The sequence below is a fragment of the bacterium genome, assembly GCA_022763185.1.
Lineage (GTDB): Bacteria > Bdellovibrionota_G > JALEGL01 > JALEGL01 > JALEGL01 > JALEGL01.
Map to the genome: position 1 here is coordinate 240,241 of JALEGL010000014.1, position 16,814 is coordinate 257,054.

General features: G+C 35.4%; 16 protein-coding genes. 9 read left to right on the forward strand and 7 right to left on the reverse strand.

From position 1 onward, the window contains the following. Positions 1–36 precede the first annotated feature (36 nt). Genes MRY82_09000 through MRY82_09030 form a run of 7 tightly spaced genes read left to right on the forward strand, consistent with a single transcriptional unit; the run spans position 37 to position 6,691 of the window. Positions 37–510 (forward strand): superoxide dismutase, Ni, encoded by a 474-nt coding sequence (locus MRY82_09000; GenBank protein ID MCI5073058.1) that lies wholly within the window; start codon positions 37–39, stop codon positions 508–510. Beyond that, positions 491–1,345, forward strand: coding sequence for a PIG-L family deacetylase (locus MRY82_09005; protein MCI5073059.1), 855 nt, complete (start codon positions 491–493; stop codon positions 1,343–1,345). Before MRY82_09000 ends, MRY82_09005 begins: the two co-directional genes overlap by 20 nt. Then, a complete protein-coding gene (locus MRY82_09010; GenBank protein ID MCI5073060.1) occupies positions 1,342–2,085 on the forward strand; it encodes a glucosamine-6-phosphate deaminase in 744 nt (247 codons plus the stop codon). Before MRY82_09005 ends, MRY82_09010 begins: the two co-directional genes overlap by 4 nt. Before the next feature lie 58 nt (positions 2,086–2,143). Beyond that, complete coding sequence (locus MRY82_09015) at positions 2,144–3,091, forward strand: GDP-mannose 4,6-dehydratase (protein MCI5073061.1); 948 nt, start codon at positions 2,144–2,146, stop codon at positions 3,089–3,091. 58 nt (positions 3,092–3,149) lie between these two features. Then, on the forward strand, positions 3,150–4,445 hold the full coding sequence (locus tag MRY82_09020) for a UDP-glucose/GDP-mannose dehydrogenase family protein (protein ID MCI5073062.1): 1,296 nt from the start codon (positions 3,150–3,152) through the stop codon (positions 4,443–4,445). A 33-nt stretch (positions 4,446–4,478) separates the two neighbouring features. Next, on the forward strand, positions 4,479–5,711 hold the full coding sequence (locus tag MRY82_09025) for a glycosyltransferase family 4 protein (GenBank protein MCI5073063.1): 1,233 nt from the start codon (positions 4,479–4,481) through the stop codon (positions 5,709–5,711). Next, the gene (locus MRY82_09030) at positions 5,708–6,691 is read left to right on the forward strand and encodes an NAD(P)-dependent oxidoreductase (GenBank protein ID MCI5073064.1); all 984 of its coding nucleotides are present in this window, start codon (positions 5,708–5,710) and stop codon (positions 6,689–6,691) included. Before MRY82_09025 ends, MRY82_09030 begins: the two co-directional genes overlap by 4 nt. Positions 6,692–6,736: 45 nt before the next feature. On the opposite strand, the gene MRY82_09035 is transcribed toward MRY82_09030, so the two are convergent. From MRY82_09035 to MRY82_09050, 4 genes are all read right to left on the reverse strand, one after another. Further along, positions 6,737–7,681: a glycosyltransferase family 2 protein gene (locus MRY82_09035; GenBank protein MCI5073065.1), complete on the reverse strand. Its 945-nt coding sequence runs from the start codon at positions 7,679–7,681 to the stop codon at positions 6,737–6,739. A 212-nt stretch (positions 7,682–7,893) separates the two neighbouring features. Then, complete coding sequence (locus tag MRY82_09040) at positions 7,894–8,631, reverse strand: ABC transporter ATP-binding protein (protein ID MCI5073066.1); 738 nt, start codon at positions 8,629–8,631, stop codon at positions 7,894–7,896. Further along, the gene (locus tag MRY82_09045; protein MCI5073067.1) at positions 8,612–9,370 is read right to left on the reverse strand and encodes an ABC transporter permease; all 759 of its coding nucleotides are present in this window, start codon (positions 9,368–9,370) and stop codon (positions 8,612–8,614) included. Before MRY82_09045 ends, MRY82_09040 begins: the two co-directional genes overlap by 20 nt. A 62-nt stretch (positions 9,371–9,432) precedes the next feature. After that, positions 9,433–11,121: a glycosyltransferase gene (locus tag MRY82_09050; protein ID MCI5073068.1), complete on the reverse strand. Its 1,689-nt coding sequence runs from the start codon at positions 11,119–11,121 to the stop codon at positions 9,433–9,435. Positions 11,122–11,724: 603 nt separating this feature from the next. Here MRY82_09050 and MRY82_09055 point away from each other — a divergent pair. Continuing rightward, a complete protein-coding gene (locus MRY82_09055) occupies positions 11,725–12,789 on the forward strand; it encodes a hypothetical protein (GenBank protein ID MCI5073069.1) in 1,065 nt (354 codons plus the stop codon). A 31-nt stretch (positions 12,790–12,820) separates the two neighbouring features. Continuing rightward, positions 12,821–14,113 (forward strand): nucleotide sugar dehydrogenase, encoded by a 1,293-nt coding sequence (locus MRY82_09060; protein MCI5073070.1) that lies wholly within the window; start codon positions 12,821–12,823, stop codon positions 14,111–14,113. Positions 14,114–14,117: 4 nt separating this feature from the next. On the opposite strand, the gene MRY82_09065 is transcribed toward MRY82_09060, so the two are convergent. From MRY82_09065 to MRY82_09075, 3 genes are read right to left on the reverse strand one after another with little or no spacing between them, the layout of a single operon-like run. Continuing rightward, complete coding sequence (locus MRY82_09065) at positions 14,118–15,059, reverse strand: SDR family oxidoreductase (GenBank protein ID MCI5073071.1); 942 nt, start codon at positions 15,057–15,059, stop codon at positions 14,118–14,120. 44 nt (positions 15,060–15,103) lie between these two features. Continuing rightward, positions 15,104–16,222, reverse strand: a complete 1,119-nt coding sequence (locus MRY82_09070; GenBank protein MCI5073072.1) for a DegT/DnrJ/EryC1/StrS family aminotransferase — start codon at positions 16,220–16,222, stop codon at positions 15,104–15,106. Next, positions 16,212–16,811: an acetyltransferase gene (locus MRY82_09075; GenBank protein ID MCI5073073.1), complete on the reverse strand. Its 600-nt coding sequence runs from the start codon at positions 16,809–16,811 to the stop codon at positions 16,212–16,214. Before MRY82_09075 ends, MRY82_09070 begins: the two co-directional genes overlap by 11 nt. Positions 16,812–16,814 lie beyond the last annotated feature (3 nt).

Here is a 16,814-nt window from a genome sequence, read left to right on the forward strand (position 1 = left end):
TAGAAGCCGTTCATATCATTTCAAAAAGGGAATACAATGAAAAAAATATTAGTCACCATGTTTTTTGTTTTAGGTTTAATGAGTGCTTTTTCTGAACTTGAAGCACATTGCCAGGTGCCGTGTGGCATTTATGATGATCATGCACGCATTCATTTAATGCAAGAACATGTACAAACCATTCAAAAAGCAAGAAAAATGATTTTAGAGTTACAAGCTGAAAAAAATTCCAGCAAACGTAACTACAATCAAATTGTACGTTGGGTTATGACCAAAGAGAAACATGCAACAGACATTCAAAACATAGCCAATGAATATTTTTTGGTTCAAAGAATCAAACTGGATTGGCCAGAAAAAAAGCGTAACACATTTTTAAACCAATTGCATAAGATATTGGTTTATGCCATGAAGTGCAAACAGTCTTTAAACGAAGCCGACTACTCTAAGCTAAACCAGGCAGTTAATGCTTTTGAACAAAGTTATATTGGCAATAATGAAAAGCATAAAAAATAAAAATGTCACGCTTCAAGGTGAAACTTTAAGTTATGACCTCCCTCAAAGGGGAGAGAACATAAGCCATTTGGCAATTGGCGCGCATCCAGATGACGTTGAGATTTTTGCCTATAACGCAATAGAGGCTTGTTACCAAAGCAAGGAAAAAAACTTCGCCGCTATTATTTGCACCAATGGTTCTGGAGCGCCAAAGTATGGTGAATATAAAAATAAAAGTAAAGATGAAATCATTCAAATCAGGAAAATGGAGCAGCAAAAAGCAGCACAACTGGGTCAGTACAGTGGCTTGATTCATTTTAATCATGAAAGTGAGGTTGTAAAAAACAAAAGTGATATCCTGCTTAATGATTTAAAATTACTTTTAGATTATTTTAAGCCCAATTATATTTTTACCCATAATCCATTTGATGCGCATGCAACCCATCGCTATACACTTCTAGCATGTTTAAAAGCATTAAAAGCCATAGATCATCAAGCATGGTTAAAAGGGTTTTTTGCATGCGAAGTTTGGGGAAGTCTTGATTGGTTACCTTCGCAGTTCAAATATGTTCTGGGAGAAAACAATTCGGAAGAATTGCAAAAACAACTTTTGAACTGTTTTTACTCACAGAATGTGGGTAGTCAAAAGCGTTATGATCTGGGAACAGTGGGACGAAAACAAGGCAATGCCACTTTTTTTGAATCAGACCAAGGCAATCGCTATACGCATCAAAGCTATGCAATAGACCTTTTACCAGTATTGAATGATTCTCAACATAGCCTTGTTGAGTATTGTCAACAAATTGTTTTGGCCTTTCAGGCATCGGTAGATAAAAATTTAATTGACCTGCAATGAATATGTTAAAAAACGTAAAAACTTTTTCAACTGAAGACAAAGCAACACTTACGGCGGCGCAGGATATTTTGATGTGGCAAAGTCAGCATAAAAATAAATCAGTGAATATTGTTTTGGCAACGGGAAGAACACCTATTAAACTTTATCAACGGCTTGTACAGATGTATCAAACTCAACTTGAACTTGTGAGTAAAAGTTTTTTTTTAAATCTAGATGAGTATATCGGCTATGCTCCAACAAATACGTATTCATTTGCCAGTTTTTTAAACCATCATATTGTTGACCCCTTAGCTCTGAAAGAAGATCAGTATCATTTTTGGAATGGCATTCATCCTGATATGCAAGCTCAAATTTATGAAAAAGAACAGTTGATTCAGAGCAGAGGAGGGTTGGATTTAGTGATTTTGGGTTTAGGTAAAAATGGTCATATAGCATTCAATGAACCTGGGACAGCATTTGAGAGCTCTTGTCACATCGTAGAGTTAAGTCAGGATACTTTAGAATCAAATAAAGAACTCTTGGACCCAAACCTCCCGCAACCAACACAGGCCATAACAATGGGGATAGCAACTATTTTATCAGCTAAAAAAATTATTGTGCTTGCCTTTGGTTCTGAAAAAGCGCAAGCAGTCAAACAGATATTTTTTAATAAACCATCCAAACTCTGGCCGGCATCAGTTTTACAAACACATCATAACTGTCATTTTTATTTTGATGAAACCATAGCAAGAGAACTATAGGCGTTGTGAAAAAACTATCCTTGATGGATAACTATAAATAGGAAATACTTTTTTAATTATGAATAATAAAACTTGGCAAAAATGTTTGGTTACTGGCGGAGCTGGCTTTATAGGATCTCATTTGGTTGATGCTTTGCTCCAGCAAGAAAAAGATGTTTATGTTTTAGACAATTTGAGCACGGGCAAAAGAGAAAACATAAGTCAGATCAAAGACAATCGTTTTTATCAAGGCTGCATCAGCAATGAAAAATTGCTCAAAGACTTGTTACAAAAAGTAGATGTTGTTTTCCATTTGGCTGCATGTGTTTCAGTTCAAGAATCTGTCAGTAATCCTGTTAAAGTTAATGCTATGAATGCACAAGCAACCTTAAAGCTCTTTGAGCTTTGCAGAGAAGTTAATCCCGAGATTAAAATTGTTCAAGCCTCATCATCTGCAGTCTACGGGGATCATGATGCATCAAACTTGCATGAACAGTTAACATTCAATTGTAAGAGCATGTATGCATTGAGTAAAGCTCAACAAGAACAGTTTGCAGAGTTGTATTTAGACAGTTATGGAGTCAGGAGTGTGTCTTTGCGGTTTTTTAATGTTTTTGGTCCTAGGCAAAGCATAGATTCACAATATGCTGCCGTAATTCCTAATTTTTTTAAAGCTGCTATTGAAGGAAATCAGCCTGTAATTTATGGTGATGGCAGTCAAACTCGAGACTTTGTTTTTGTAAAAGATGTGGTTGCAGCCAATATTGCAGCAGCAAATGCTGAAGCAAATGGCGTTTTTAATGTGGGAGCGGGTCATGCTCTATCTATTTTGCAACTTTGGCAAGATATTGCGAGTTTCATAGAGGGGGCAAAAGAGCCGCTTTTCAAAGATTCACGGCAAGGGGATGTAAAACATTCTGTGGCCAATGTTGAAAAAGCTAAAAAACAGTTGTCATGGCAGGCACAGACTGATTTATACCAAAATTTGCAAGAGACTTTTGCTTGGTACCAGCAACATCTTGCATGATTTTCTTTAGCAAGTGATATTTCTGGATATTTATAGCAAGTCTGTTTATAAAGGCTCTATGAAAATAGCAGTCGTTGGTACAGGGTATGTTGGTTTGGTTACAGGAACATGTTTTGCTGAAACAGGCAATCATGTGACTTGCTTGGATTTGGATGAGTCAAAAATTGAACAGCTTAAACAGGCTAAAGTTCCATTTTTTGAACCTGGTCTGGAGACCTTGGTTGCAAAAAATAGTAAACAAGAAAAATTAATGTTTACAACCAATCCTGACCAAGCCTTTGCGGATGCACAAATAGCTTTGATATGTGTGGGAACGCCTTCAGCTGCAGATGGTTCAGCCAACTTAGAATATGTTTATGCGGCCGCTAGAGATATTGCAAAGCATGCACCACAAGACTTGATTCTAATTACCAAAAGCACTGTCCCTGTTGGAACCGGTGATGAAATAGAAAAAATAGTTAGAGAAGAGGGGCGAGAAGACATAGTAGTGGTGTCCAATCCTGAGTTTTTAAGGGAAGGTTCGGCTGTGCAAGATTGCATGTATCCGGATAGAGTGGTTATTGGAACAGAAGATAGTAAAGCAAAAGAAACTTTGACCAAGTTGTATGAGAGTTTTGTGAGGTCTGGAAACCCTATTCTGACCATGAAACGTCGCTCTGCTGAAATGGCCAAATACGGAGCCAACTCTTTATTGGCCTGTAGAATATCGTTTATCAATGAGATGTCGCGCATTTGTGAAAAAATTGGTGCAGATATTCAAGATGTGCGAGTGGCCATGGGAACGGATAATCGTATTGGAATGCAATATTTGTATCCCAGCATTGGCTTTGGCGGCTCTTGTTTTCCTAAAGATGTAAGAGCCTTGGAGTTTTTGGCCAAAGACAATGGCATGCAACCAGATCTTTTAACGGCAACATTGCAAGCCAATGAAAAACAAAAAGATAATTATGTGAATAAAATTGTTGGACATTTTTCTGGAGAAGAAAATATCAAAGGTAAGAAAATAGCCATATGGGGTGTAGCTTTTAAAGCAAAAACCGACGATATTAGAGAATCTCCATCTTTGCATGTCATGGATAAACTTATTGCTCTTGGAGCGGATGTCCATAGCTATGATCCAGAGGCCAATACCAATACCAAAGAAAACTATGGTTCGCAGGTTTCTGTGCATGAAGATATGTATTCTGCTGTAGAAGGAGCCGACGCGCTTTGTGTATTAACCGAGTGGAATGAGTTTAGGAGCCCGGACTTTTCAAGAATAGCATCAACGATGAAGTCATCCACACTGTTTGACGGTAGAAATTTGTATGATGCAAAGCAACTGAGTGGTTTTAAGTATTATCGTATTGGATAAAACTTAACGCCTTTTTTGCTTAAGGCTGCTAACATGAAAAAAAAAATATTTTTTATCAGTTCCTATTTTTATCCAGAAAGGGGAGCCGGTGCAGTCAGAGCTTTTGAGTTCGTTAAAGTATGGTGTAAAAAGTACAGCCTTGATGTGTTTACCAATGTTCCCAACTACCCCTTTGGAATTCCATACAAAGGTTACAGCTTAAAATTTCCTAAGACTACAGATAAACATAGTTTTGAGTTTACAGTTCATCGAGTTTTTACCATGCTTGCGGAAAACAGCGGTTTTGTTAAGCGTTCACTTAGCTATGTTCTTTTTTGCTTCTCAACTTTTTTTAATATTTTGTTGTTTAAAAAGAAGCCAGATGCAGTTGTGGCTACTTCTCCACAATTGCTCACAGCTCTTTCCGGGTTACTTGTAGCTAAGTTTTACAGACTTCCCTTTATCCTTGATATCAGAGATTTATGGCCGGAAGCCATTATTGAATCAGGTGTATCCATCAACAGAGTGATTTTAAAAGTCCTGCGTTTTTTAAGCCTAAGCGCTTATAACAATGCAGCAATCATTAGCGTCACCACCCACACGCAAAAGCAAAAAATAGTTACGTCTTACCAAATTGATTCTCAAAAAATTGAGGTCATGGCCAACGGATACAATGCGCAAATGTTTAAGCCAATTAATCCAAAAGATGAAAAAATTTTAGAGTTCAAATCAATGTTTGGAAAAAATGATCGAACTCTAGGCTATATTGGCAACTTAGCATTCTATTATGATTTTGATGTTTTTTTTGATCTGGCAAAAGATTTTCAAGATATAGATTTTATTATTATGGGTGAGGGGAAGCAAAAGCAAAGCCTTGAATTGAAAATTAAAAAAGCCAATTTGGTCAATCTCAAACTATTGAACTCAATTGACTATGAAGAGGTTCCTTATGCAATGAATGCTTTGGATATGGGCTTGGTTAAACATAAAAAAAATATGAATATCACGCAAAGTATGCGTCCAGTTAAGCTGTTTGAATACACAGCTTGTCAAACACCTTGCTTGTATTATGGCAGCGGTGAGGGAGAGAAATTAATGCAAGAGCTGGGTTTATCCGCATTGGCCTTGAGTTTAGATCAGCCCTATGAGCAATTAAAAACAAAGATAAAAGACCATGATTTTGAGAAAATATTCACTTGCAATGCTGAAGTTTTGATGTCTTATTCCAGAGAAGCCATTGCGCTAAGTTTTCAAAAAAATATAATTGATAAGGTGCTAGAGAAATGAAAAAAAATGTTTTGATGATTGGTGGCAGTGGTTTTATTGGCAAACATTTTTCTATGGAGTTAAAGGATTGTCATATTCATATTGCCGACCTTGAAAAACCTGACTCTGATCAAAAGCATAGTATATACAGCTTTTTGGATATCAGAGATAAAAATCAGGTTGAGAGTTTTTTTAAAAAGTATCAACGGTTTGATGATGTGATTCTTTTAGCTGCAGAACATAAAGACTTTGGCGTGGAGCCAGAAGCATATTATAAAACCAATGTTGAAGGCACTCAAAACGTTTTAAATGCTTTAAAGGATGAATCGATTAAAACGTTCACGTTTTTTTCTTCGGTTGCTGTATACGGCAATGCAGAACAAGCTAAGTCTGAAGATGATGAAAAACATCCTACCAATGATTATGGAAAGTCCAAGTGGCAGGCAGAGCAAGCCATTATAGATTGGAAAAAACAAAGTAAAATAAAGACGGTTATTGTCAGACCGGCAGTTGTCTATGGTGAAAAAAATGTTGCCAACATGTACAAGCTGATTCATCAAATCAAAAAAAATAAATTTTTTTATGTTGGAGAAATGAGTAATATCAAGTCGATTTGCTATGTGAAAAACTTGGTGTCGGCATGCATTTATGCATTAAGAGATCTAAACAATGATATGTTTATTTTTAATTATGCCGATGATAAACAATTGAGCTCTAGGGAAATATCTCGTACCATCGCTTTGAAGCTTAATAAAAATCCCATAACCTTGCCATATCCTTTAGTTTACCTCCTTGCCATTCCTTTTGATGTGTTAACATATTTTACGGGCAAAGATTTTGGTGTTTCAACACAAAGAGTAAAAAAACTATGTACTCAGACATATTTTAAAGCCCAAAAAATAAAAGAACAGGGTTTTAAAGCCTCTATTGATAATGAAAAAGCTATTGGTTTAATGGTGTCTTGGATTAACAAAACTTCTAACTCAAGCAATGGACATTAAAGTTTTAGTAAGAGTTCTTGCGTGAAATTCAAGCGTTTATTTATTTTAGAGAAGTTCTTTAGGAGCATCAAAGGCTCTTTTTTTAGGAAAGGCCTCAAGGTATAAGTTTTTTTCTGAAAATCTATGATATGTTTTATAGCTAATGTAATAACACTCTCTTAAAGTGTTTCTTGTGTAGCTTCCTTTTAAGTTGGTGTTCTTGAATATTCCTTTTTTACTTAATGAGTCAGAGGCAGAACGGGCATAGTATAAAACTTCATCAATCTTTTTTATACAAAGCCCTATGCATTGAGCTCTTTCAAAAAACTCGCTGTCCGCGCAAGATCGAACCAAGTCAAAATATCCTAAACGATCTTTTAATACAGTTGCATTTATAAAAAATGTGATCAAGCCTTTACGATAAGGGCTTCCTAGCCATGTAGCTTCAATTTCTCCTTGGTTATTAAACCTGATATAGTCAGAAAAAACAGCATCAATATCCATATTGCTCTTTATTGCATCTAAGGATGTTGCAATTCGATCGGGTCTTGATATATCGTCCGAATCATGGAATGTGATGTACTGTCCTGTACTCTGGGTTATCCCGTAATTTCTGCAGTAATAGCTTCCACGATTTTGTTCAAGTCTATAATAATGTATCCTACTGTCTGTTTCTGATATGTTTTGAACAATGGATTTCGTATTATCTGTTGAGCAATCATCAACAACAATGACTTCAATATTTTTATGGTTCTGTGTTTGAATTGAGGCAATGGCCTGGGCAATTGTTTTTTCTGCATTGTATACGGGTAGAATAACAGACACGGTTTCCAAGTGTGAGCTGGTATGATTAGTTTTTAAATTATAAAGTGAACCATTGGAATGGAACTCGATGCATGTGTTTTCATTTTTATATGCATTGGTAAATGAAAGCAATTGAATAGGGTTTTTGGTGAACAACTCTTTAAATGGATTTTGAGTAGAATAAGTTTTGCCTAATATGGCGAGCATGTTTTTATCAAAACCAGAATCATTGAAGTATTTATTCTTTGGCGATATGTAATGGCAAGAATCTTTTGGCTTGCAATAAAGTCTACATGCATAGAGCAACTGAAAAACTATTTTTAAGGGTCTTATAGCTTGCAAGCTTTTAATATAATAAAATGTTTGTAGTTGCCATTGATAGAAGATTTTTTTTATCGTTGACATAAATGAGCGTATTCTTAGCTGGATTGTTCATACTGTTCAATAACGTCTTTAGGGTCGCCAAAAGCCTTACTGACGCCTTTTTCAATCCATAAAACTTTGTTGCATAAATTTAAAATTGTATCACGGTTATGAGATGTGATGATAGCTGTTGAGTCTGTGTGTTGAATTTTTTCTTTTAAAGCAGCAGTTGATTTTTTCTTAAAGTCACGGTCACCTACACCCAAAACTTCATCAACAAGTAGAATATCAGGTGTAAGCATGAGAGCTGTTGAAAAACCCAACCTTGATTGCATTCCTGATGAGTAGGTTTCAACTGGATCATCAATAAAGTTTTCTAGTTCGGAAAATTCTATGATTTTATCCATCGAAGCAATGATTTTCTTTCGTTCTATTCCAAGAGCTAAACCTAAAAGCATAATGTTTTTTCTGCCACTTAGGTTTTTCATGATCCCTGTATTAATGGTTAAAAGCATTGCTTTATTATTATAAGTATTAACTGTTCCTTTATCCGATGAAATAACGTCTCCAATAAGAAGCAGTGTTGTGCTTTTGCCTGCACCATTGTTGCCAACAATGCCAAGAACATCACCTTTGTTAATTTCAAAGCTTACATCTTTAATAGCCCAGTGACCTTTAGGACTATTAAAAATATTTTTTATAAAGTTTTTGCGATGTTTTTTATAAAAAACACCAACATGGTCAAAAGTCACTGCTGGAGTCGTTGTTTTTTTATTAGAGGGCAATTTTTGCATATTTTTTATCCAGTTTTTTTATGATACTATAACCTGCTACATAAAATATAAGTCCGCTCGACAGTAAAAGTGTTATGGTATAGAGCGTAGGAGGTGTACCCTTCATGATAAGATCACGAAATGCTTGAATGCTTAAAGCCAAAGGATTTAGGTTAACAATAAAGTCATATTTTTCTGGTACTCTAGATAAGTCAAAAATCACACCGGAAGGGTAAAAGCCAAGTCTAATAAACAGGCCTACAATTATTTTTAAATCAACAAAATAGGGCAAGACAGATGACAAAAGCGTTGATAAACCCAGTGAAAAAATAAATTGAGAAAAGATTAAGATTGGCAAGTATAAAATATTTTTAAACACAGGATAGCCAGATAAGCCATAAACTATAACAATTAATGAAAGGATAATTAGAAATTTTACAGCATAAAAAACACATTCAATCCACGGAAAAATAATTTTGGGTAAGTTGATTTTTTTATATAAACTTTTAGCCGCATACAAGCTGCTGGTACCAGAAGAAACAGAAGATCCAAACCATTTCCAGGTTACTATGCCAATAAATAAAAAGTAGATGTAGTCGTCTTCGCCACGATTTAATATAAGCTTAAAAACCAAGTAATATATCGTCACCAACATTGCAGGCTCAAGAACCCACCATAAATAACCAATATAGTGGTGAATAACCTCATCTTCTAATTTAGCTCTAACGTTGAACAGTATCAAGTCTTTTAGCTTTGACATAAATCACCATCTATACTAGTTTTTTCAATTGATCAACTCAAGTAGCTGAACTCAATAGAAACCTAATTTTTAACATATACATTCTTAATATCTGTATAATAGCTTAGCTTATTAAAAGCTAGATTTTTGCTAACCAATGCAGTCTGATTTGAGTGAAATAGCTGTTTTTCACTGACGTTCCATGTATGTATAGATTTTTTATGGCGTACGGCGCAGCAGTTGAAAATACTGGTCGAAAAAGGTTGAATGCCAAGTTTTAAGAACTTTTTAATAAAGTCAGAGTCTGTTCCTTTGGTTAGACCTTCTGAAAACTGACCAACTTCAAGCCATTTTTTGTAGCTGAATGCTAAAGTACAACCTGACACGTGAAAGGTAAAATTGTATGGCTTTTTTTTAATAGAGCGCAAAAAAAGTGTGTTGGAGTTATGTGAATAATAAAAAATACAAGCTTTACCTACAAGTGTATCAAGTTGGTTAATGTAAGGTATTTGTTCGTGAACATATAAAGGAGAATAGTAATCGTCATCGTCAAATTTAAAAATAATATCATCACTTTGTGAAAATTTTTTGATTGCTTGGTTTAAACACAAACCCAAGTTATTTTTTGTATCCACCCGTATAATTGAATAATTATCAATCTTTGCTTTTTTGAGTTCAGAGTTAAAATAGTCTTGTGTATCTTCCTTACAGTTATCAACAATACTTAGGTGTTTGTTTTTGTATTTTTGTCGATTGAAATTGTTGAGGCAGTTTTGAAAAAATTCTTTTCTATACACAGAGGTTACAATATGAGCTCTTTTTTTTTCATCATTATGTTGTAAGAGCTCAACAGGGGGAGGTAGTAAGACTTTTGAATTTAAAATTGAATCAGAGATTAGGTTTACAGTACAGTTTTGAATAATTGAATTTAAATTTTTTTCTTTGAGTGGCTTATAAACTTGTTTCAAATAATCACTTTGCAAAGAAGAAATATTTAAGTATGGTGCTGGAAAAGATCGTAGAATAGGATTAAAAGCCATTTTTAGCTGAGTGTGTTTACCATGAAAACGTTTATAGTTATTAATATAGCGAGTTCGAAGAATATTTTTTTTCTTACTATTAGGGGCGTTGACACCCAAGGTTTTACTTTTTGTTAATGATTTGTTGTGTAGACGAGCGTAGTAAAAAACATCATTAATTACTTTAACATCAGTTTTGCTTTCTTTGATTCTTGATAGGTATTCAGAATCTCCACCGACTTTTACAGTATCAAAAAAACCTACTTTATCTATTATGTCATGCTTAATAAAAAGCGTGATAAGACTAAACCGCTGAAGCGCAAGGGGACTTGCAGGTAAAAAAACTGGCGACCCTTCTAAGTTTACTCTTATATGATGACCGACCAAAGCAGATGCATTACCTATTTTCTTTAAAGAAAGTTCTATTCTATCAAATTTAGAAATATCATCAGAATCATGAAAAGTAATGTAATCACCTTTGGCATGATTCAAACCTGTATTTCGACAATAATAGGTTCCTCTGTTCTTATCTAAATGAAAAGTTTTTATGTTTCTATGTTTTGTAGCAATCTGATCAATTATGTTCTTGGTGTTATCTGTTGAGCAGTCATTGACAATAATTAACTCTATGTTTTTGTGGCTTTGTTTAAGGATAGAATGAATTGCATTGGCAATATAATCTTCGTCATTAAATACGCTTAATATAACTGTTACCAAAGGTGCTCGTGTATGTTCTGAAAATTGATACTGCACTGTTTTATTGTTAAGTCTAATTTTTTGGTTATCATCGAGGTTTATTTCTGGTGATAACGATTTAACTAATGATTTAACTGCTTTGGGGTGTATAAAAGTTTTATTAGAAACACTTTTTTGATTGCTGTCATAAAGATACAACCAGGAATATTTAATATTTTGGATGAGGCTAGTGAGTATAATAAACTCACTAGGAGTTAATGGTTGGTCTGATGATAGTCTTAGAGTATCAAAACTCTTTTTAGAAAAGTTTATTGAATAATTAATAAGCTTTTGATCATAGTTATTTTGAGTAGACCTAACAGTTATAATAGAGTGTTTATATAAAGCTTGCTTACTTTTGATAACATAGATCTTTAAGTTATAGAAAAATGAAATATTAAATAAAGCTGAAAGAGTTTTGTTTTTTATAGCTCTATAGCGTTTTTTGGGTATGTGGATAAGAAACTTCCAAAGTTTTCTCGGCTCTTTGATTGCTTGGAAAAAAATAATTTTTAAGATGTAGATTTGCTTCATTACATTTAGTTAGTTTCCCAGATGAGAATTCACTAATAATTGAAATTACTTGTTTTTACAACAACTTTTCATTATTTAGGAAGATCTATGATTGAAAGTGCTTTAAAAGCTAAACTTGAACAGCTTACACATTCTAATGCGCTTAGGGATCCAGTACTTTTTACTGAGTTTTTACATGCGCGTAGAACAAGGTCAGAAAATAACAAGTATTTTATAGAGCTGGATAAAATCAACTTTGATGACATTGCTAAAAAAAGTGGTGTAAAATATCCAGAAGTTTATAAAATATACAGTAATGCAAGTCAGATTGTCTTATCCGAGTTGCCAGAACATGTGGTGATTAAGCCAATCAACTTGGCTTCAGCTCACGGTGTTTACCTTTTAAGCAAACAGGGCGATAAGTGGTTTGACACTTTTACTCAGAAAAAATACACTGAAAAACAAATTGTTAATAGTCTCATTCACTGGACAAAACATAAACCTAAAGAAGACAGACAGGTTATTGCTCAGCAATATATATGGAATGATGGTGATGGAAATATTAGTATTCCTTGCGACTATAAAATATACACTTTTGGAGACAATATTCCGTTTATTTCCAAAGTTGATAGAGATCATGGTTCAGTCTTAAGTTTTTACGGCGACGACTTTAGTGACTTTGATTTTAAAAGAAATTTTGCTACGCATTTGCCAAAGTTTACTAAAAAGCATGTTGTATCAGAAAAGCCTGCTAGATATAAAGAGTTGCTTGAACTTGCTAGAAAAGTATCTCATTATATGAAAGATCCTTTTATGCGAATTGACTGTTACTCTGACGGTGAAGAGGTTTATTTGGGAGAAGTGACACCCTGTCCGGGAGGACCTTACTATGGCAGACAATTCGCCTTTTCGTATGAATTTGATAAAAAACTTGGTGATTTATGGAGCAATGAGTTGAAAAAATTAAACTTGCCAAAGCCTAAAGTTTTGGGCTATCCGCCGGTTGTATTAGATATGCGAGATGTTATTGCCGTTCAAAAAGAAAATGAGCGTTTAAGAAAAATATACAATAATGTTGGATTCATTATCGATAATCCGCTATTAAGGGCATTGCCGTTTTTAAAGAAAAAGCTGTACTTTTTAAAACCCTTGTACAAACGTATATTTAAGTGAAAATATATTAACAATGAGCAGATGATAGACAATGTTAAGCGAAAAAATTAAACAAAAAAAAGTGACTGTTGGCGTTATTGGCCTAGGTTATGTTGGATTACCCTTAGCGGTTGACTTTTCTAAAGCAGGGATCAATGTTTTGGGTTTTGATGTTTCAGAAGCAAAATGTGATTCTATCAACAATGGCAGTTCATATGTCGAAGACATATCTGATAACGATTTAAATACAGCTATTTCAACGGGTTTTTTAAAAGCAACAACAGATTTCACTGAATTAGCCAATGTTGACTGTATTAGTATTTGTGTGCCAACACCTTTGGTTAAAACACAAGATCCTGACATGTCATACATCATGGCTGCGTGTAACAATATTTCTCAGCACTTAAGAAAAGGTCAGTTGATTGTCTTAGAATCAACAACTTATCCTGGTACGACTGAAGAAGTCTTGAAAACCATGGTTGAAGAGGCAGGTTTTGAAGTCGGTAAGGATGTTTTTGTCGCCTTTAGTCCGGAAAGAATTGACCCAGGTAATAAGGTTTATCAATTGCATAATACACCAAAAGTCATCGGAGGGATTACTGCCAACTGTTTAGAGGTTGCATGTCAATTGTATCAAATAATAGTTGAGCAAGTTGTTCCGGTGTCTTCAGCTAAAGCAGCTGAAATGGTCAAGTTATTAGAAAATACATTTAGATCAGTCAATATTGGTTTGGCCAATGAAGTAGCCCAAATGTGCCATGTTTTAGAATTGGACAGCAATGAAATTATCAATGCAGCAGCGACCAAGCCTTTTGGCTTTACACCGTTTTACCCAGGGCCTGGATTGGGTGGCCACTGTATTCCTATTGATCCACACTATTTATCTTGGAAACTTAAAACTTTAAATTATGAAACACGTTTTATTGATTTGGCTTCAAAAATTAATACGGAAATGCCGGAGTTTGTGGTTAATTTGGCGGTTGATAAGCTAAACAGCATGCAAAAAAGTGTTAAAGGGTCAAATATATTGGTGGTTGGAGCAGCTTATAAAAAAAACATTTCAGACTTAAGAGAGTCTCCAAGTTTAGATATCATTAAACTTCTTTTGACTAAAGGAGCCAACATAATTTACCACGATCCTTATGTTAAAACTTTAAAAGTTGACGGTCATGAGTTTGTTTCGTGTGAGTTTGACAGCGAACTTATTGCAAACCAAGATTTATGTATTGTTTCTACATGGCATGATCAATTGGATATTCGTTTACTTATAGATCATGCAAACTCAATTATTGATGCCAGAAATGCAACAGCAGGTTTCAACGATCCAAAGATTTGTAGAATATAATTGATTATATATCATTTTTGAAAAAATCAATGGTTTGATCTAAGCCGTGATTTAAGTTGGTTTTTGGCATCCAACCAATGTCCTGCTTAACTTTTTTCAAAGAGGGTTTACGTTTACTTGGATCATCTTTAGGCATTGCCAGAGATTTGAGTTGAAGCTTGGGATTTATTTTTTCAATAACAATGTCTGCCAATTGTTTAATGCTGTACTCAGTGTCGTTTCCTAAATTGTATGGCCCTGTTAGCTCAGGTTTGCTGTGCATAACCTTGATCATGCCGTCAATTAAGTCGTCAACGAAACAAAAGCTTCGGGTTTGTTGTCCATTCCCATAAACGGTTAAATCATTCCCTTTTAAAGCTTGTACAATAAAGTTAGAGACAACGCGACCATCTTTAGGGTTCATGTGTGGCCCATAGGTATTAAAAATACGCACAACTTTAATTTTTGTTCCATGCATACGATAATGATCAAAAAACAAGGACTCTGCACAGCGCTTGCCTTCATCATAACAAGCTCTTATACCAATAGGGTTAACATTACCCCTATAAAGCTCTTCTTGTGGGTGCACTGTGGGGTCCCCATAAACTTCGCTTGTGGATGCTTGTAAAATGGTAGCGTCGTGAGCGTTTGCCAAATTGAGCATGTTGATTGCACCTAAAACGGATGTTTCTGTGGTAAAGATGGGGTCAGATTGATAAATGGGTGGGCTTGCTGGACAGGCTAAATTATAGATTTGATCGATAGCTTTTTCACTTTTAAAGGGCTGTCTAATGTCATGTTCAATGAGTGTAATGTTTTTTTGTGATTGCAGCCATTCAATATTTTTTGGATAGGCTGAAAAATAATTGTCCAAGCAGGTGATGTGATAATCTGCTTGCTCAAGGAGTGTTTTAACTAAATTGATACCCAAAAAACCGGCAGCACCGGTAACAAGTACATGCTTCATACTTTTCATTTAACAGCTTGTGAAAAAAAGGTACATTTGTTGAATCAATCAAAGAAATTTTTTATGGCCTGTACAATATAGTTTAAGTTATCCTGTCCCAACTCTGGGTAAATGGGAATAGCAAAACTGCTTAAAGCACAATGCTCAGCTACCGGGAAGTCGCCTTTTGTATAGCCTAAATCAGTAAAACACTTCTGAAGGTGCAAGGGCAAGGGATAATAAAGTGCTGTAGCAATGCCTTTATCTTTTAAATGTTGGCATAAAGAGTCTCTTTGTTCTGGGGCTACTTGCAGCATATACTGATTAAAAACATGCGTATTATTGTCTTTTACTTTTGGAAGTTTGAGCTTGGGTATGGTGTTTAAACTTTCTTGATAAAAAGCAGCATTCTCTTGGCGTTTTTTTGTCCATGCATCTAAAAATTGTAATTTTTCACGTAATACAGCTGCTTGCAGGGCATCTAAACGGAAGTTACCGCCAATATATTGGTGGTAGTATTTTGGTTTGGACCCATGGGCTCTAAGCACACGCATTTTTTCAGCCAAATCTTCATCTTGGCAGCTGATGAAACCTGCATCACCAAAGGCGCCCAGGTTTTTTGCTGGAAAACAGCTGAAACAGCCAATGTCTCCCATGGAGCCTGCAGCTTTGTTGCTTTGAGAAGCGCCAATCGCTTGAGCAGCATCCTCAATAACTTTAAGCTTGTATTTATGCGCTATGGCTAAGATTGGAGCCATGTCTGAGCATTGACCAAAAAGGTGGACTGGAATAATAGCTTTGGTTTTATCTGAGATGTAAGGTTCAACCTTATCTGTATCAATATTAAAGGTATCAGGGTCGATATCTACAAAAACAGGTTTTGCACCCAGGCGTGAAATAGCGCCTACGGTAGCAAAAAATGTGTAGGGGGTAGTGATGACTTCATCTCCAGGTCCAACACCTAAAGCCATCAAAGCCAAAATCAAAGCATCACTACCGGAAGAAACGCCAATAGCATACTTTGAGTGCGTGTAAAGAGCGACTTCTAGTTCAAAGGTATTGACTTCTGGACCTAAGATAAAGTGCTGGGAACTCAAAACGCGTTCAAAAGCTTTATCAATGTGCGGTTTGATCTGTTGATACTGCGCTTTTAAATCCAGTAAGGGTATGTTTTTATGATTCATGATGATTGATTTCTAAGCCATGTTTTCCCAAGTCATAACTTAAGTGACAACTTGAGCAGGTCAGTTTATCTTTGCCAGGGTTAATTCTATGGCCACAAACACACATCCAACCTTTATGCTTTGCAGGGTTACCTACAACCAAGGCATGGTTGGGAATGTCATGCAAGACAACACTTCCAGCACCAACAAATGCATATTGTCCAATGGTGATGCCACATCTTATGGTGGCATTGGCGCCGATTGTGGCGCCTTTCTTTACTCGGGTTTGTATAAATTCTTCTCTACGGTTAACCTCGCTTCTTGGATGTAAAACATTGGTAAATACCATGGAAGGACCACAGAAAACAGCATCTTCCAAAATCACACCATCGTATATGGACACATTGTTTTGAACTTTGACGCCATCTCCAATTTTTACCTGGCTGTGGACTACAACATTTTGACCAAAATTGCAGTTTGCACCAATATCCGCTCCAGACATGATATGACAGAAATGCCATATTTTAGTGTTTGATCCTATATTTGCGCCATCATCAATATAGCTTGAGGGATGGGCAAAAAACGTTTGTTGTGTATGTTGATCAGACATAAT